This window comes from Streptomyces lydicus (genome assembly GCF_004125265.1).
In the GTDB taxonomy this organism is placed as follows: Bacteria; Actinomycetota; Actinomycetes; order Streptomycetales; family Streptomycetaceae; genus Streptomyces; species Streptomyces lydicus_C.
Window position 1 is genome coordinate 5,859,765 of record NZ_RDTE01000003.1, and the last position, 15,802, is coordinate 5,875,566.

Consider the following 15,802-nt stretch of genomic DNA (forward strand, 5'->3'; position numbering starts at 1 on the left):
AGCGGGGGAGGAGCGGCACCGCTCACACACGCTTATGGCCGGCCCTGCCGCGCAGGGCCGGCCATAGGGACGGGCTGTACGGTCGGCCTTCAAGGGCCCGCCGTACAGCCCGCAGGCCGCCCGGTCAGGCGCTCAGGCCCAGTTCCCGGGCGATCAGCATCCGCTGGACCTCGCTGGTGCCCTCGCCGATCTCCAGGATCTTGGCGTCGCGCCACATCCGGGCGACCGGGTACTCGTTCATGAAGCCGTACCCGCCGTGGATCTGGGTGGCCTCACGGGCGTTGTCGACCGCGATCTCGGACGAGTAGAGCTTGGCGAGCGCGGCCTCCTTCTTGAAGGGCTCGCCGTGCACCAGCCGGGAGGCGGCGTGGCGCCAGGACAGCCGGGAGGTGTGGGCGCGCATCTCCATGTCGGCGAGCTTGAACTGGATGGCCTGGTTGGTGCCGATCGCGCGGCCGAAGGCCTGCCGCTCCTTGGCGTAGCGCACCGACTCGTCCACACAGCCCTGGGCCAGGCCGGTGGCCAGCGCCGCGATCGCGATCCGGCCCTCGTCGAGGATCCGCAGGAACTGGGCGTAGCCGCGGCCTTCCTCGCCCAGCAGGTTGGCGGCCGGGACGCGGACGTCGGAGAACGACAGCTCGCGGGTGTCCGAGGCGTTCCAGCCGACCTTGGAGTACGGGGCGCCGACCGTGAAGCCCGGGGTGCCGGACGGCACGATGATCGAGGAGATCAGCGGGGCGCCATTGTCCTTGCGGCCGGTGACCGCGGTGACCGTGACCAGGCCGGTGATGTCCGTACCGGAGTTGGTGATGAAGCACTTGCTGCCGTTGATCACCCAGTCCCCGCCGTCCCGTACGGCGGTGGTGCGGGTCGCGCCGGCGTCCGAGCCGCCGTCCGGTTCGGTGAGGCCGAACGCGCCCAGCACCTCACCGCTGCACAGCTTGGGCAGCCACTCGCGCTTCTGCTCCTCCGTACCGAAGTGGTAGAGCGGCATGGCGCCCAGCGAGACGCCGGCCTCCAGGGTGATGGCCACCGAGGAGTCGACCCGGGCCAGCTCCTCCAGGGCGATGCCGAGCGCGAGGTAGTCGCCGCCCATCCCGCCGTACTCCTCGGGGAACGGCAGGCCGAACAGGCCCATCCGGCCCATCTCCTGCACGATCTCGTACGGGAACGCATGCTGCTCGTAGTACTCGCCGATCTTCGGGGCGACGACGTCGTGCGCGAACGCCTCGACGGTGCGCCGGAGTTCTTCCAGCTCGGCGGGCAGACGGTGGTCCAGGGACATGAGGGTCACTCCTTGTGGGAGAGGGCGCGAAGGGTGCGGGAGGGGCTCGGCCGTCCCAGGACGTCCGCCATCCACACGCTGGTGGCGGCCAGTCGGTCCAGGTCGACCCCGGTCTCGATGCCGAGGCCGTGCAGCATCCACACCAGGTCTTCGGTGGCGAGGTTGCCGGTGGCGCTCTTGGCGTAGGGGCAGCCGCCGAGGCCGCCCGCCGAGGCGTCGACGGTGGTGACGCCGTGCTGCAGCGCGGCGAAGGTGTTGGCGAGGGCCTGCCCGTAGGTGTCGTGGAAGTGCACACCGATCCGGGAGGTGGCCACGCCGGCCTCGTTGAGGGAGGCCAGCAGGGTCTGCACATGACCGGGGGTGGCCACGCCGATGGTGTCGCCCAGGCTCAGCTCGTCGCAGCCCAGGTCGAGCAGCGCCCGGCACACCCGGACGGTCTGCGCGATGGGCACCGGTCCCTCCCAGGGGTCGCCGAAGCACATCGAGAGGTAGCCGCGGACCTGCACCTTGGCGTCCTTGGCCCGCGCGATGACCGGCGCGAACATCGCCAGCGCCTCGTCGACCGTGCGGTTGAGGTTGGCCTTGGCGAAGGACTCGGTGGCGCTGCCGAACACCGCGATCCGGCGGGCGCCCAGGGCCAGCGCACGGTCCAGGCCGCGTTCGTTGGGCACCAGTACGGGCAGCCGGTGCGGATCGATGCCGTCCAGTTGCGGGAACAGCTGCTCGGCGTCGGCGAGCTGGGGCACCCACTTGGGGTGGACGAAGCTGGTGGCCTCGACGGTGGGCAGGCCGGCGCCCGCGAGCCGGCGGATGAACTCCGCCTTGATCTCCGTGGGGACGACGGTCTGTTCGTTCTGCAGGCCGTCGCGCGCGCCGACCTCGTGGATCCGTACGCGGGTGGGCAGCCCCTCCGCGGTGACTTCCATCGGCAGTCCGGGCGCGGTCATCGGGTGCTCCCCTGCTCGTCCGCGGGCGCCGCCGCGGTCGCGTCCGCCCCGTCGGGGTCCTCGTGCGGGGTGATCACGGCCAGGATCTGGTCCATGGCGACGGTGCTGCCCGCGGTGACGTCGAGTTCGGTGACGGTGCCGGCGTGCGGCGCGGAGATGACGTGTTCCATCTTCATCGCCTCGACCACCAGCAGGCCCTGGCCCGCGGCCACCTCGTCGCCGACGGCCACCTTGACGACGGTGACGGTGCCCGGCATCGGGGCGGCCAGGGTGTCTGCGCCGTGTGCCCCCGCGGCCCCGCGCAGCGCGGCGGCCACCGGGTCGTACGAGGTCACCTGCCAGGAGTCGCCGTCCCGGCCGAGCCAGTCGCCGCTGCGGTGGAAGGTGTGCAGCACCCCGTCGACGGTGACCCGGACCTGGTCCGGTGTGACCTGCCGGGACACTTCCGCACCCGGCCGTACGTCGTGGGCGACGGGGTCGTGGCCTGGCACGCGCAGCCAGTGGCGGACCGGGGCGGGCTCGCCGCCGAGGCGGAAGCCGCTGGGCGCGGCGAACGGGTCGCGCCAGCCGCCCCCGTCCACCGCGGGCTCCAGGGCGGCCTGCCGCACCGCCGCGGCCGCCGCGTACACCTCGTCCGGCACCGCGCCGTCGACCAGCCCGGCCGCCTCGCGCTCCACCAGCCCGGTGTCCAGCTCGCCGGAGACCACGTCCGGATGGGCCAGCAGCCGCCGCAGGAAACCGGCGTTGGTGGTCACCCCGAGGGTGACCGTCCCGGCCAGCGCGGCCCGCAGCCGGCGCAGCGCGCTCGCCCGGTCCGGGCCGTGGGCGATGACCTTGGACAGCATCGGGTCGTAGCGGCTGCCGACCTCCACGCCTTGGGACAGGCCGGAGTCCGTGCGCAGCCCGTCGCCCTGCACCTCGTGCAGCGCCAGCACCGTGCCGCCGGTCGGCAGGAAGTCGCGGGCCGGGTCCTCGGCGCAGATCCGGGCCTCGATGGCGTGCCCGGTGAGGGTGATGTCCTCCTGGGCATGGCGCAGGTGCTCGCCGGCCGCGACCCGCAGCTGCCACTCGACCAGGTCGATGCCGGTGACGAGCTCGGTGACCGGGTGCTCGACCTGGAGGCGGGTGTTCATCTCCATGAAGTAGTAGGAGGCCGGGTCCTTGCCCGGGACGATGAACTCGACGGTGCCGGCGCCGCGGTAGCCGCAGGAGCGGGCGGCCTGGACCGCCGCCTCGCCCATCGCGGCGCGGGTCGCCTCGTCCAGCAGGACCGAGGGGGCCTCCTCGATGACCTTCTGGTGGCGGCGCTGCAGGGAGCACTCGCGCTCGCCGAGGTGGATGACGTTGCCGTGGCCGTCCGCCAGCACCTGGATCTCGATGTGCCGGGGCCGGTCGATCCAGCGCTCGACGAGGAGGGTGTCGTCGCCGAAGGAGGAGCGGGCCTCGCGGCGGGCGGAGGCGATCTCGTCGGCCAGCAGTGCCTCCTCGCGCACCAGCCGCATGCCCTTGCCGCCGCCGCCCGCGGACGGCTTGAGCAGCACCGGCATGCCGATCTCCCGGGCCGCTGCGGCCAGTTGGGCATCGTCGAGCCCGCTGCCCGAGGAGCCGGGGACGACCGGGACGCCGGCCTCGCGCACCGTCTCCTTGGCCCGGATCTTGTCGCCCATCAGCTCGATGGCGTCGGCGGACGGGCCGATGAAGACCAGCCCGGCGTCCGCGCAGGCGCGGGCGAAGGCGGCGTTCTCGGCGAGGAAGCCGTAGCCCGGGTGGACCGCCTGGGCACCGGTCCGGGCGGCCGCGTCCAGCAGCCGCTCCACGGACAGGTAGCTCTCGGCGGCCGGGGCCGGGCCGATGCGGACGGCGGTGTCGGCCTCGCGGACATGGCGGGCGTCGGCGTCCGCGTCGCTGAAGACCGCGACCGAGCGGATGCCGAGGGCGCGCAGGGTGCGGATGACGCGGACCGCGATCTCGCCGCGGTTGGCGATCAGCACGGTGTCGAAATTGGTGGCCATTGCTGGGGACATCCCTCTCACATCCGGAAGACGCCGTAGCCGGGCGCGGTGCGGTCCTTCTCGGGCAGCGGGGCGTTGGCGCAGGCGGTCAGCGCCAGCCCCAGCACCTGCCGGGTCTCCAGCGGGTCGATCACGCCGTCGTCCCACAGCCGCGCGGTCGCGTAGTAGGCGTTGCCCTGGGTCTCGTACTGCTCGCGGACCGGCGCCTTGAAGGCGGCCTCCTCCTCGGCGCTCCACTCCTCGCCGCGCGCCTCCAGCTGGTCGCGCTTGACGGTGGCGAGGACCGAGGCGGCCTGCTCGCCGCCCATCACCGAGATCTTGGCGTTCGGCCACATCCACAGGAAGCGGGGCGAGTAGGCCCGGCCGCACATGGAGTAGTTGCCCGCCCCGTAGGAGCCGCCGATGACGACCGTCAGCTTGGGCACGCGGGTGCAGGCCACCGCCGTCACCATCTTCGCGCCGTGCTTGGCGATGCCGCCGGCCTCGTACGAACGCCCCACCATGAAGCCGGAGATGTTCTGCAGGAACAGCAGCGGGATGCCGCGCTGGTCGCACAGCTCGATGAAGTGGGCGCCCTTCTGGGCGGATTCGGAGAACAGGATGCCGTTGTTGGCGACGATGCCGACCGGGTGGCCGTGGAGATGGGCGAAGCCGGTGACCAGTGTCGTGCCGTACTCCGCCTTGAACTCGGCGAAGCGCGAGCCGTCCACCAGCCGGGCGATCACCTCCCGGACGTCATAGGGCGTACGGGAGTCAGCGGGCACCGCCCCGTACAGCCCGGCCGGGTCGGCCTTGGGCTCCTCGACCGTCCGCACGGTCCAGGGGAGGGGGGCGCGCTCGCCGAGGGTGCCGACGATGCTGCGCACCAGGCGCAGCGCATGGGCGTCGTCCTCGGCGAGATGGTCGGTGACGCCGGAGGTCTTGGAGTGCACCTCGCCGCCGCCCAGCTCCTCGGCGGTGACCACCTCGCCGGTGGCGGCCTTCACCAGTGGCGGCCCGCCCAGGAAGATCGTGCCCTGGTTGCGGACGATCACGGCCTCGTCGCTCATCGCGGGCACATACGCACCGCCGGCCGTGCACGACCCCAGTACGGCGGCGATCTGCGGAATCCCCGCCCCCGACATCCGCGCCTGGTTGTAGAAGATCCGCCCGAAGTGCTCCCGGTCGGGGAAGACCTCGTCCTGCATCGGCAGGAAGGCGCCGCCGGAATCCACGAGGTAGAGACAGGGCAGACGGTTCTCCAGGGCGATCTCCTGCGCCCGCAGGTGCTTCTTGACCGTCATCGGGTAGTAGGTGCCGCCCTTGACCGTGGCGTCATTGGCGACGATCACCGTCTCCCGGCCGGAGACCCGGCCGATGCCGGCGATCACGCCCGCGGCCGGTGCGGCCCCGCCGTACATCCCCTCCGCGGCCAGCGGCGCCAGCTCCAGGAACGGCGAGCCGGGGTCCAGCAGGGCGTCCACCCGGTCGCGGGGCAGCAGTTTGCCGCGCGCGGTGTGCCGCGCCCTGGCCTTCTCGCCGCCGCCCAGCCGGGCCGCCGCGAGCTTTTCGCGCAGCTCGGCGGCCAGCTCGCGGTGCGCGGCCTCATTGGCCCGCCAGGAGTCGGACGCCGGATCGGCGGTACTCCCCAGCACCGGTGCCTGCTCCATCAGTACGAGCCCCCTTGCTCGGTCGACTGTCCCGGTGCCGCGGTCCGCGGCTGCCGGGCCATCCGGGTTAATGGGCGTTAACCACATCTGCCTTCAGGTTAACGACCACTAACCCGGCTGTCTACAATCGACGGCATGAGTAATGCGCAGGCCTCCGCCCCGACCAGCCGCCGCGAGCAGATCCTCAAGGAGGCGGCCCGGCTCTTCGCGGAGCGCGGCTTCCACGGCGTCGGCGTGGACGAGATAGGGGCGGCCGTGGGCATCTCGGGACCCGGTCTCTACCGGCACTTCGCCGGCAAGGACGCGATGCTCGCCGAGCTGCTGGTCGGCATCAGCGAGCGGCTGCTGGAGGGCGGCCGGATGCGGGTGACCGAGGGCGGCGAGAGCCCGGAGGCGGTGCTGGACGCGCTGATCGAGGGCCATATCGACTTCGCGCTGGACGACCGGCCGCTGATCACCCTGCACGACCGCGAGCTGGACCGGCTGCGCGAGGCCGACCGCAAGCGGGTCCGCCGGCTCCAGCGGGAGTATGTGGAGCTGTGGGTGGAGGTGGTCCGGGAGGTCTATCCCGTTTGCGTGGAGGTAGAGGCCCGGTCCGCGGTCCACGCGGTCTTCGGGCTGCTCAACTCCACGCCGCACCTCAGTGCACGCGCCGGTCTGCCGCCCCGTGCGGCCACCGAGTCCCTGCTCAAGCGGCTCGCCCTGGGAGCGTTCGCGGCGGCGGCAACGGTAGAACGGGATCAGCTGCCTGTGAAGTGATCCCGGCCGCCGGTCACCGCCGGTCGGCGGCCTCGGGATTACCACGAGAAGCCCAAGAAATGGTCATGGCAGATTTTGCGGGAGGGTAAAGGGGAATGTGCCCGGCGGCCGATTTCCCGGGAGTGGGGCGGATCTCCGGCGCTGAACCGGAGGATCTGTGTCCGTGAGGACGGCGTCAAAGTCCCGGGATCTCCGTTGATTGGCGTGCTCGGTGGTGCCAGGATGAGCCGCAGTTGCTACGCCCGTAGATGGTTGGCCCGTAGGGCCAGGCCGACGGGGGGCCACGTACAGCCGAAAGTTGCGTACTCACGGGGGAGACGTTCCGGTGCCTGAGCTGTTCATAAGAGGAACCCGGTCCACGGACTACACGATGTGTCTATGACCAGCCAATTCATGGCGGGTATTTTTCTGGGTGGGATTTTCTCCGCCGCCGCCGTCATTGTTGCGGTCATCGCCGGAAAGAGCCGGAAGGGAACTCTGCGCAAGAATTCCTTTGCTGGAGTGCGGAGTAAGGAAACCCGGAGCGGCGACGACGCCTGGCGTGCCGGGCAGCACGCGGCCCAGCGGACGTACGTGCGCCTGATCCCGGTGCTCGTTGTCGCAGCCGTCGCGTCGTGGGTCAATGCCATCGCCGGTGGGCCCTCCTGGGCCTACGTGGTGATCGTCGTGACCAGCGGCAGCGCAGATGTCGTGATCGCCGTCTCGTCCACCGCGGCCGCTCGTGCCGCGGTGCGCGAGGAGCGCCGACACCTGGGCTGAGGCGCACCTCTCCCTCTCTCCAGTCACGCCTGGGCCCCGCCCGACGCGGCGGACCGCCGCGTCGGGCGGCCGGTCATGTGTGGCAGCCGCCGGGCGCCTTCTTTGCCATGCCTCTAGACAGGGCGCCGGCCGTCGCGCACTCCGGCATGGCCAATCACCCCCACCATCAATCGACTTGCGAAGGAAAAACGATGCATTTCAAGAGAACTGCCCTACTCGCCTCGTCGGCAGCGGCACTGGCCGGAATCGTGGCCTGCGGCGCGTCGGCCGTGGCCGCTCCGCCGGCGGTGGCAGCCGCCCCCACGACGCAGGCCATGGCTACTTCCGGCGGCGCCGGGAAGCACCACGTCAAGTACTCCGACGAGGACATCGTCGGCCTGCTCATCTTCGCCAAGGGCAAGGCCGCTCACGACCACCCCGCTCTGGCCAAGCAGATCAGGGCCCGGCGCACGAAGGGGGCGGACAAGGTGACGGCGGCCCAAATAGCCGAATTCACCAAAATACTCCAGCGGATCGACTCTGCCTTCCACGAGAAGGTGACGGTCCCCGTCCAGATCAACGACCCGTTCCAGGCCAAGCAGGGCATGCTCCGGCTCAACGACGACGTCAAAAAGTACATCGCGCAGCAGAAGGCGGCCTCCACCACGGACACGGCGCGCGCCAACGGCTGGTGGTGGCACGACGTCAACGGCCTGATCGAGATCAACGTGGTCGGCGCCATCAACGCCATCGGATACGCGAATGTGGCCGGCGCGACCGAGGCGGTCGTCGCCCTGGTCGTCGTCCCGGCGGCGGTGAGCTACGGATTCGACATGAGCGAGCCCAACAGCCTGGATGCGGACGCCATGGTCTCGGCCGTGGCCCGGGACCTGTAGGCACCCGGCTCGCTGAACAGCACGAACGACGGGTGTGCCGGCCGTGGTGACGCCGCGGCCGGCACACCCCGCTGATCCATCGGACCACACGCAGCCGAGGTCGCGCCCGAATGGCCAATACGCCCCTCACAGACCCCGTGAAACCAGCGGAAGGACGGAATGCTTCGCTACGTCAACTGGTCCTGTTCGCCGGAGTATGTCTTTGTGTCTTCGGCTACCTTGCCGCTTCTCTCTTCTACACCTTGCCGAGCAACGCGCTGAGCAGCCGTCAGTCTAAAGGCGCTGCCAGGCACGCCCTGAACATTCTGACGCCGGAGAACTGGGCCTTCTTCACCCGTGACCCCGAGACCGCGCAGATCGGCGTTTATGCCCTGGGGGCGGATGGTGCGGGGCGTAATCTTTTGCGCACGCCGCAGGGTGCCCCGTCGAACCTGTTCGGCCTGTCCCGTACGCAACGAGCTCAAGGGCCGGAGCTGGGGTATCTCAATGCGGCTACGGCAGCGCACTGGATGGCATGCGACGGTCGCCTCGACGACTGCCTGCGGGAGTCGTCCGGCGGCAGAGTATGGCGAGTGAAGAACGAGAGCCCAGTCCCGACGGTGTGCGGCAACGCCTATCTCACTCAGGAGAAGACGGTGCCCTGGAGTTATCGGGAACTGGTCCCGTACTCCAGGAGAATTGTCAAGATCGCACATCTGGATATCCGATGCAGATAATGTCCGCTGTACATTCCCTCGCCGGCCGGCTTGCCGAGGGCACCGCCCGGCACGATCTCCGCTCCCGGTGGTTCGGCGTCGGGCGCAGCGTCATCGCCGTGGCCCAACTGAGTGTGCTCCTACTGACCCCCCTCAAGGCCCTGCTCGTCCCGGTCGTCGGGATGGGGGAGTTCCCGCGCTGCGATACGGTTCGCGCGGCCTCTGCGCTGTGCCTCGGTGGCGACGCGGTGGGTGCGGAGCCCCGGCGGTGGCTGCTGATCGTGGTGCTGATCGTCGCCGCCAGTGGTTACCGGCCGCGGTGGATGGTGATCCCGCATGCCTGGGCCGCGTATTCCGTCGCGGTCAGCATTTCGGTGCCCGACGGTGGCGAGTCGGTCGGCATGATCATGTGCTTCCTGATGATTCCGATCGGCCTGGCCGACGGCCGCACCTGGCACTGGCAGCGACCCGAATCTGCACTGGCGCCGTCGTGGCGTACCGTTTCGCTGGCCTTTTTTCTGGCCATCCGGGTGCAGATTGCCTATCTCTATCTGGACAGTGCCCTCAGCAAGTTCGGGGTGTCCGACTGGGCCAATGGAACGGCCGAGTACTACTTCCTGCGCGACGGCATGTTCGGTGTGAGCCGGCCCTGGGACGGTGTCCTGCTGTGGATGTCGCAGAGTTCTTTGGTAGTGGTTTCCATGACGTGGGGCGCGCTGCTGATCGAAATCGCGATCGGCGTATGCCTACTGTCCTCGGGGCGTCGGCGCAAGGCCGGCATGGTCATGGACATCGTGCTGCACGGCTCGATCATTCTCACGATGGGCCTGTGGAGTTTCGCGCTGGCGATGATCGGTTCGGCGATTGTGTGCGCGACCCCGGACCGGAACCCGGTGGAACCGGTGGCTGAAGGTTCCGGACCCGATACTGCCGGGGCCGGGGCGCACGACACAGGCCGGGCCGCCGTTCCGTGCCCGGAATGCGGTGCGCACGCCGCGTCCGACGCAGCCGTATCGTCTGTCTGACGCCGGGCAAGCGAAGTCCCGTCAGTGCGCAAAGGCGCTGACGGGCTTCTTCCCTGGCGCGATACTTGCCTATCCGTGCGTCACAGGTTCTTCGAACCGGAACGTGCTTCCGTTGCGCGGACCGAGGGTGGCCGTGACCTGCACGCCCGACGACGCTCCGGCTGTGGAGAACTCCTTGCTCGCCTCGGCGAGCCGCGCGTTCTTTTGCCCGCGGTAGCGGAAATACACGCTGATGCGGTGTGTACCGCGAGTCACAGTGACCTCGGAAGTGCCCCATTTTGCAGCATATTCTTTGCCATCTACCTCAATGACCGGATTCGTCATCAGGTGATGAAACCAGGCTGCAATAAGTGACGGTTTGACATGGACTTCTACAACTGCCGTTTGATCCGTCATGAGTTGATGCTAAATGGCCCATCGGGAGTGATCAATGATTTCCCGTGGAGATGGCCGTCGGATGGTGGAATGTTTACGCATTCGGCGTGAACTGTGCGCGGGTGGGCGCGCCCGCTGTGACGGGTGGCGACAAGGGTGTGACGGAGGACTCTGGACGTTCGTGGTGACTGGCGGGTAACCTGCGCCTGAGCAAGCGCTTAGACATGCGCTTGGCCGGCGACCTTGAGGAGGCGACGTAGCGATGCGCCGTACGGTGTTCAACGAGGATCACGAGGCGTTCCGGGAGACCCTGCGGGCCTTCATCGAGGCCGAGGTCGTGCCGGTGTACGACGAGTGGTTCGCCGCGGGCCAGGCGCCGCGCGACTTCTACTACAAGCTCGCCGAGCTGGGCATATTCGGCATCCGCGTGGACGAGGAGTACGGCGGCGCCGGCATCGACTCGTACAAGTTCGAGGCCGTGATGTACGAGGAGACCGCCCGCGCGGGTGTCACCTTCGGCGGCTCCGGCGTGCACGTGCTGCTCGGCCTGCCGTACATCAAGATGCTCGCCACCGACGAGCAGAAGAAGCGCTTCCTGCCGAAGTTCGTCTCCGGTGAGGAGATGTGGGCGCTGGCGATGACCGAGCCGGGCACCGGCTCCGACCTCGCGGGCATGAAGACCACCGCGAAGCTCTCCGAGGACGGCACGCACTACGTCCTCAACGGCGCCAAGACCTTCATCACCGGCGGTGTGCACGCCGACCGCGTGATCGTCTGTGCCCGTACCGCCGCGCCGAAGGAGGACGACCGCCGCTTCGGTATCTCGCTCTTCGCCGTCGACACCAAGGCCGAGGGCTACTCCGTCGGCCGCAAGCTGGACAAGCTCGGCCTGAAGACCTCCGACACCGCCGAGCTGGCCTTCGTCGACGTCAAGGTCCCCGTCGAGGACCTGCTGGGCGAGGAGAACAAGGGCTTCTCCTACCTGGGGCTGAACCTCGCCTCGGAGCGCTGGGGCATCGCCTTCGGCGCCTACGCGCAGGCCGCGGCCGCCGTCCGGTTCGCCAAGGAGTACGTGCAGGACCGCACGATCTTCGGCAAGACCGTCGCCTCCTTCCAGAACACCAAGTTCGAGCTGGCCGCCTGCCAGGCCGAGGTGGACGCCGCGCAGGCCGTCGCCGACCGCACCCTGGAGGCCCTGGACGCGGGCGAGCTGTCCCCGGCCGAGGCCGCGAGCGCCAAGCTGTTCTGCACCGAGGTCGCGCACCGCGTGATCGACCGGTGCCTCCAGCTGCACGGCGGCTACGGCTACATGAACGAGTACCCGATCGCCCGCCTCTACGCCGACAACCGCGTCAACCGCATCTACGGCGGCACCAGCGAGGTCATGAAGTCCATCATCGCCAAGTCCATGGGCCTCTAGGCCGTAAGGCACCGTGCACGTGAACGACGCACTGAGGTCCCTGCTCGATCTGCTCGCCCTGGAGCGGATCGAGCAGGACATCTTCCGCGGCGAGAGCCGTGCCTCGGTCGTGCCCCGGGTCTTCGGCGGCCAGGTCGCCGCCCAGGCCCTGGTCGCGGCCGGCCGCACGGTCCCCGAGGACCGGCCGCCGCACTCCCTGCACGCGTACTTCCTGCGCGCCGGCGACCCCGGCGCGCCCATCGTCTACACCGTCGACCGGATCCGCGACGGCCGGTCCTTCACCACCCGCCGGGTCGTCGCCGTCCAGCACGGCCAGCCGATCTTCCACCTCTCGGCCTCCTTCCAGGTCCACGAGGAGGGCCTGGAACACCAGGAGCCGATGCCGCCGGCGCCGGACCCGCTGACCCTGCCCAGCCCGGCCGAGATCCTGCCGCGGCACGCCGGCCGGTACCTCACCCCGGCCGTCGCCGACCGCCTGCTGGAGGCCCGCGCCGCGATCGACCTGCGCTACGTCGACGAGCCGCCCTACGCCACCGTCGGCGAGGTGCGCGAACCCCGCTCCCAGGTCTGGTTCCGCACCAACGGCGACCTGGACAAGGCCCTCGCGGACGGCGCCGACTGCGGCGACACCGTCACCCGCCCCCTGCTGGACATCTGTCTGGTCACCTACGTCTCCGACATGACCCTGCTGGACTCGATCCTGCTCGCGCACGGCCGCGGCGGCTGGGCGGTCGGCGATGTGGTCGGCGCCAGCCTGGACCACGCCATGTGGTTCCACCGCCCGCTGCGCGCCGACGACTGGCTCCTCTACGACCAGGAGTCCCCCACGGCCCAGGCCGGCCGGGGCCTCGGCAAGGGCCGCATCTTCACAGCGGACGGGCAGTTGGCGGTGTCGGTGATTCAGGAGGGGGTTATCCGGGTGCCGCGGGGGCGCGGCGAATCCGGCGGGTGAGAGCGGCGGCGGGGTGACGCTCCGGGGGCATGTCCTCAGGGCTGCCACCCGGGGCGGGACGCGTTCACGGGGCGCTTCTGCCGGGCTTGTGGATGCCGTACAAGGGCCACCCGTCACGGGTGCCGCGGTAAATGAACGCGTTCTTCTGCAGGACCCTGCCGGAGGCGACGTTGTCCGGGTGGTGCCGAGCACTGATGCTGGTGAGTCCAGTGGTGGTGAAGGCGTGGCGCAGCATGCCGGCGACGGCTTGAGTGGCATACCCGCGGCCCCATGAGTCCTCGCGCAGCAGGTAACTGAGGGTGGCGTGCCGCTCGGTGCGGCATCGCAGGCGGACCATGCCGAGCAGGTTGTCGTCGGCTGTGATGCCGAACGCCCATCGGTCAGCTGGCTCGGCGCGGGTGCAGGCGAGGGTGTTTGCCAGCAGGCCGATGGCCTCGTCGATGCCGAGTGGCCGGCGCTCGATGTACGTCAAGGAAGCCCCGCTGTAGATCCGTTGGAGAGCGGGAGCGTCGGCCATGGAGAGTTCCCGCAGCTCGATCACGTGGCCACCTTCGCCAGGGCATCGGCCAGTTCGGCAGCCGTCGGCCGGTCATCCGCCCTGCCGAGGAGGACCGGCCGCAGGAGGTTCTGGAACGCCGGCCAGGGCGCGGCGGTGTCGAGGGGGATGCGGCCCGCGGCGATATGGGCGCGGAGTTCTTCCGGGGTCAGCGGGACGGGGTCGATCCCCACCGCGGAATAGTCCAGTGGCCAGCGGCCGGTGACGCAGGTCCACAGCGAGCCGGCCAGGGCGTACACGTCGGTGACGGTACCGGGGGTGACCGGCTGGGTGCCGAGGTTGATGGACGCGGCCAGTTCCGGCGCCACGAGATGGGTGATGCCGCCGCGGAATCCGCCGGCCGGTTCCGTGCCGTGGCGCCAGGACCAGGAACAGTCGATCAGCCGTACGCCGTGATCGGTGTGGATCCCATGGGAGGGCTGGAGATCGGAGTGGACCCAGCCGGAGGCATGGAGTTCCGCCACGGCCCGGCACAGGTCCCACGAGACTGACAGGGCAATAGCTTTCCCGTCCTGGGCGGACCGCACCGGCGCGAACGCCTGCCAGGTCGAAGGCCCCCTGAACCAGCGGGTCACCAGCCAGGCCATGTCCTCGCCCTCGCCCTCGCCGGAGTCCAGCAGGTAGTCGGGCCAACCGATTGCCTCGAGGACCGCTGCCTCCCGCCGGGTGACCGCTGCCCCCTTGCCGTCGCCTGCCTTGACCGCCACCGTCCCGTCCGGACCGGTGGCCTTCCATACCGCCGCTCCACGCCGGTGGGAGATCTCCGTCAGCTCGACGGGGGCGCCGCAGGCAGCTTCGGTGGCGGCAACGGCCGCTGTGGGGAAAGAAGGGAACTCGCCCATTTCTTCACTGCCTTCCACTCGTACGGGAGCCCCTGAAACACCTCGCGTCCGTCGTCCACGGCTGTGGAGAGCGACAGAGCGAGGTCCGGGGTATCTGCCAGAAACCGGGGGTCGACACGCCGGACGGCGCAGCGCACGGCGAGGAACGAGAAGGGGGGTGACGGAATGCGACGTCCCCGCCGGTCGGTTCTTTCCTCGCCCGTCCAGAACTTGCCGAACATCAGCCCCACCGGCCCGTAGAGGTGCTTCAGCGCCCAGTGCGGCCACGCCATCAGGTCGCGATGCGCTGTGGTGTCGCCTCCCAGAAGCACGATGTTCTCGCATACCAGCCGGCCGTGCCGCCGAGTCGTCAACGGCCTGATCCACTCCGCGGCCTGCACCCCCGCGTGGAACAACTCGGCCTCGGCGGATCCGGCGGCTCCGACGATCTCGTACACCGTCCACCCTGTCAGCCCACGTGCCACCGACGGCATGAGAAAGGGGCAGTGGGAAGCCACCGCGTGGACGTAGCCACTGACGTCCACCCTCTGTGGTGCGTTGGTGCGGCTCTCGACGAGGCGGAGCGCCCCGGCGCCGGGCCGGGACGCTCCACCGAGGCGCGTGGTGATCACCGGGTGGTGGCCTTCTTCCGCTTCGGAACAGTCTCGGGGTCTCCCGGTGCGGGCGAGCAGTTCCACTCGGCCCACACCTCGCCGGTCGCCCGATAACGGTCCATGGCCTCCCGGTCGACCGTGCCGTCCGCGTCCGTGAACCAGGTGTCGGGCAGTGGCCCGAACATGTCCTCGTAGGTGGGGATCCAGGAGACCCGTCCCCTCCCGTAGCCGCCTACGTGCCGGACGACCTGCCCCGCGTGCTGAATGCTGAACGCCGCGTATGGGGGAGTGCCCAGCAGCCGGTGCCATTCGGCATCGACGGCTCCGGAGAACATTTCCGGAGCGGTATGGCCTGCCTCGGCTTCCCGGGCGCTGACCTCGAAGAACTTTCCCAGCTCTACCCGCTCCGGGGTCTGTGTGGAACTCATGATGTGCTCCTCTCGATGGGACGGTGGTGCGGTGTGGTGCATCCCCTGCACCGGCCGGGCCGGTCCCGTTGGGCGGGGGCGCTCGCCTGCGGCAGGGGAGTAAGGGGTGGGCGGATGGCAAGATGACGCCGCCGCGCGAACCTTGAAACTTCCGGACTCAGCGGAAGTCGCCTGCCGCGATCCGCTCGGCCCGGGTCCGCCGGACCGCCAACGTGGCCGGGTCGCGCACCGGCCACTCCCTGATCCCCGGATTCCGCAGGTAGGGGACGCCCTTGCGGATGTCGGTCACGATGGCCAGTCGCCCCGGGGCGTACTCGACCTCGTCGCCGACCTCCGGCAGTTTCCGGGGGCTCATCGCGTGGCCTCCGAACCCGTGGAGACACCGAGCAGGACGGTGCAGGGGCGGCATGTGTGCCGGCCGTCAGGACCGGTGACCTTCTCCCGCGCCAGGCTGTAGGTGAGGTGGCAGCACGGACACGCCTGGCCCGTGATCTCGTGGACCGTCCATGTCCGGAGAGGAGGAACGGCGTCCCATCCTGTGGTCATGACGCTCCTTCGCGGCCGGGGCGGGCCACCTGTTCGCCGGAGTTCCCGCCGAAGGGACCGCAATGCCGTCGAGGGAGCACGTGG

Annotated in this window: 18 protein-coding genes; 7 read left to right on the top strand and 11 right to left on the bottom strand. The window is 69.8% G+C overall.

The features are described 5' to 3' along the window. Positions 1 to 124: 124 nt before the first annotated feature. From D9V36_RS28315 to D9V36_RS28330, 4 genes are read right to left on the bottom strand one after another with little or no spacing between them, the layout of a single operon-like run. A complete protein-coding gene (locus D9V36_RS28315) occupies positions 125 to 1,285 on the bottom strand; it encodes an acyl-CoA dehydrogenase family protein (RefSeq protein WP_129296231.1) in 1,161 nt (386 codons plus the stop codon). Between the two features lie 5 nt (positions 1,286 to 1,290). Further along, positions 1,291 to 2,232 carry a hydroxymethylglutaryl-CoA lyase gene (locus tag D9V36_RS28320; protein WP_129296232.1) on the bottom strand — a complete coding sequence of 314 codons (942 nt, stop codon included), beginning with the start codon at positions 2,230 to 2,232 and terminating at the stop codon, positions 1,291 to 1,293. After that, positions 2,229 to 4,244 (bottom strand): acetyl-CoA carboxylase biotin carboxylase subunit, encoded by a 2,016-nt coding sequence (locus D9V36_RS28325; RefSeq protein WP_129296233.1) that lies wholly within the window; start codon positions 4,242 to 4,244, stop codon positions 2,229 to 2,231. The genes D9V36_RS28320 and D9V36_RS28325 overlap by 4 nt, the downstream gene beginning before the upstream one ends. 17 nt (positions 4,245 to 4,261) lie before the next feature. Continuing rightward, positions 4,262 to 5,893, bottom strand: a complete 1,632-nt coding sequence (locus D9V36_RS28330; RefSeq protein WP_129296234.1) for a carboxyl transferase domain-containing protein — start codon at positions 5,891 to 5,893, stop codon at positions 4,262 to 4,264. Between the two features lie 135 nt (positions 5,894 to 6,028). Between D9V36_RS28330 and D9V36_RS28335 the strand changes: the two genes are divergently transcribed. The 5 genes from D9V36_RS28335 (at position 6,029) to D9V36_RS28355 (ending at position 10,006) form a co-directional block, all read left to right on the top strand. Continuing rightward, positions 6,029 to 6,652, top strand: coding sequence for an SACE_7040 family transcriptional regulator (locus D9V36_RS28335; protein WP_129296235.1), 624 nt, complete (start codon positions 6,029 to 6,031; stop codon positions 6,650 to 6,652). 378 nt (positions 6,653 to 7,030) lie between these two features. Next, positions 7,031 to 7,411, top strand: coding sequence for an SdpI family protein (locus tag D9V36_RS28340; protein ID WP_129296236.1), 381 nt, complete (start codon positions 7,031 to 7,033; stop codon positions 7,409 to 7,411). Positions 7,412 to 7,602: 191 nt separating this feature from the next. Beyond that, positions 7,603 to 8,286, top strand: a complete 684-nt coding sequence (locus D9V36_RS28345; RefSeq protein WP_129296237.1) for a hypothetical protein — start codon at positions 7,603 to 7,605, stop codon at positions 8,284 to 8,286. 110 nt (positions 8,287 to 8,396) lie between these two features. After that, on the top strand, positions 8,397 to 9,002 hold the full coding sequence (locus D9V36_RS28350) for an SdpA family antimicrobial peptide system protein (protein ID WP_129296238.1): 606 nt from the start codon (positions 8,397 to 8,399) through the stop codon (positions 9,000 to 9,002). After that, the gene (locus D9V36_RS28355) at positions 9,002 to 10,006 is read left to right on the top strand and encodes a sporulation-delaying protein SdpB family protein (protein ID WP_164993045.1); all 1,005 of its coding nucleotides are present in this window, start codon (positions 9,002 to 9,004) and stop codon (positions 10,004 to 10,006) included. Before D9V36_RS28350 ends, D9V36_RS28355 begins: the two co-directional genes overlap by 1 nt. Before the next feature lie 69 nt (positions 10,007 to 10,075). On the opposite strand, the gene D9V36_RS28360 is transcribed toward D9V36_RS28355, so the two are convergent. After that, positions 10,076 to 10,402 carry a hypothetical protein gene (locus tag D9V36_RS28360; RefSeq protein WP_129296240.1) on the bottom strand — a complete coding sequence of 109 codons (327 nt, stop codon included), beginning with the start codon at positions 10,400 to 10,402 and terminating at the stop codon, positions 10,076 to 10,078. 241 nt (positions 10,403 to 10,643) lie between these two features. Between D9V36_RS28360 and D9V36_RS28365 the strand changes: the two genes are divergently transcribed. Continuing rightward, a complete protein-coding gene (locus tag D9V36_RS28365; RefSeq protein WP_129296241.1) occupies positions 10,644 to 11,801 on the top strand; it encodes an acyl-CoA dehydrogenase family protein in 1,158 nt (385 codons plus the stop codon). A gap of 19 nt (positions 11,802 to 11,820) precedes the next feature. Next, complete coding sequence (locus D9V36_RS28370) at positions 11,821 to 12,753, top strand: acyl-CoA thioesterase (protein ID WP_129296242.1); 933 nt, start codon at positions 11,821 to 11,823, stop codon at positions 12,751 to 12,753. A 64-nt stretch (positions 12,754 to 12,817) separates the two neighbouring features. Here D9V36_RS28370 and D9V36_RS28375 read toward each other — a convergent pair whose 3' ends face one another. From D9V36_RS28375 to D9V36_RS28400, 6 genes are all read right to left on the bottom strand, one after another. Then, positions 12,818 to 13,294 (bottom strand): GNAT family N-acetyltransferase, encoded by a 477-nt coding sequence (locus D9V36_RS28375; protein WP_129296243.1) that lies wholly within the window; start codon positions 13,292 to 13,294, stop codon positions 12,818 to 12,820. Then, positions 13,291 to 14,151: a hypothetical protein gene (locus tag D9V36_RS28380; RefSeq protein ID WP_129296244.1), complete on the bottom strand. Its 861-nt coding sequence runs from the start codon at positions 14,149 to 14,151 to the stop codon at positions 13,291 to 13,293. Before D9V36_RS28380 ends, D9V36_RS28375 begins: the two co-directional genes overlap by 4 nt. Then, positions 14,076 to 14,588 carry a hypothetical protein gene (locus D9V36_RS28385; protein ID WP_241721075.1) on the bottom strand — a complete coding sequence of 171 codons (513 nt, stop codon included), beginning with the start codon at positions 14,586 to 14,588 and terminating at the stop codon, positions 14,076 to 14,078. The genes D9V36_RS28380 and D9V36_RS28385 overlap by 76 nt, the downstream gene beginning before the upstream one ends. A gap of 170 nt (positions 14,589 to 14,758) precedes the next feature. Further along, positions 14,759 to 15,172, bottom strand: a complete 414-nt coding sequence (locus D9V36_RS28390; protein WP_129296245.1) for a hypothetical protein — start codon at positions 15,170 to 15,172, stop codon at positions 14,759 to 14,761. Between the two features lie 157 nt (positions 15,173 to 15,329). Beyond that, on the bottom strand, positions 15,330 to 15,527 hold the full coding sequence (locus D9V36_RS28395) for a hypothetical protein (RefSeq protein ID WP_129296246.1): 198 nt from the start codon (positions 15,525 to 15,527) through the stop codon (positions 15,330 to 15,332). Further along, entirely contained in the window at positions 15,524 to 15,718 is a 195-nt protein-coding gene (locus D9V36_RS28400; protein ID WP_129296247.1) for a hypothetical protein, read from the bottom strand. The genes D9V36_RS28395 and D9V36_RS28400 overlap by 4 nt, the downstream gene beginning before the upstream one ends. Positions 15,719 to 15,802: the final 84 nt, after the last annotated feature.

Coding starts and splice junctions, on each gene's coding strand:
- D9V36_RS28365 (WP_129296241.1), top strand. CDS start 10,644: ATGCGCCGTACGGTGTTCAACGAGGATCACGAGGCGTTCCGGGAGACC.
- D9V36_RS28360 (WP_129296240.1), bottom strand. CDS start 10,402: ATGACGGATCAAACGGCAGTTGTAGAAGTCCATGTCAAACCGTCACTT.
- D9V36_RS28315 (WP_129296231.1), bottom strand. CDS start 1,285: ATGTCCCTGGACCACCGTCTGCCCGCCGAGCTGGAAGAACTCCGGCGC.
- D9V36_RS28320 (WP_129296232.1), bottom strand. CDS start 2,232: ATGACCGCGCCCGGACTGCCGATGGAAGTCACCGCGGAGGGGCTGCCC.
- D9V36_RS28340 (WP_129296236.1), top strand. CDS start 7,031: ATGACCAGCCAATTCATGGCGGGTATTTTTCTGGGTGGGATTTTCTCC.
- D9V36_RS28345 (WP_129296237.1), top strand. CDS start 7,603: ATGCATTTCAAGAGAACTGCCCTACTCGCCTCGTCGGCAGCGGCACTG.
- D9V36_RS28390 (WP_129296245.1), bottom strand. CDS start 15,172: ATGAGTTCCACACAGACCCCGGAGCGGGTAGAGCTGGGAAAGTTCTTC.
- D9V36_RS28350 (WP_129296238.1), top strand. CDS start 8,397: ATGGCCAATACGCCCCTCACAGACCCCGTGAAACCAGCGGAAGGACGG.
- D9V36_RS28335 (WP_129296235.1), top strand. CDS start 6,029: ATGAGTAATGCGCAGGCCTCCGCCCCGACCAGCCGCCGCGAGCAGATC.
- D9V36_RS28380 (WP_129296244.1), bottom strand. CDS start 14,151: ATGGGCGAGTTCCCTTCTTTCCCCACAGCGGCCGTTGCCGCCACCGAA.
- D9V36_RS28330 (WP_129296234.1), bottom strand. CDS start 5,893: ATGGAGCAGGCACCGGTGCTGGGGAGTACCGCCGATCCGGCGTCCGAC.
- D9V36_RS28400 (WP_129296247.1), bottom strand. CDS start 15,718: ATGACCACAGGATGGGACGCCGTTCCTCCTCTCCGGACATGGACGGTC.
- D9V36_RS28355 (WP_164993045.1), top strand. CDS start 9,002: ATGTCCGCTGTACATTCCCTCGCCGGCCGGCTTGCCGAGGGCACCGCC.
- D9V36_RS28395 (WP_129296246.1), bottom strand. CDS start 15,527: ATGAGCCCCCGGAAACTGCCGGAGGTCGGCGACGAGGTCGAGTACGCC.
- D9V36_RS28325 (WP_129296233.1), bottom strand. CDS start 4,244: ATGGCCACCAATTTCGACACCGTGCTGATCGCCAACCGCGGCGAGATC.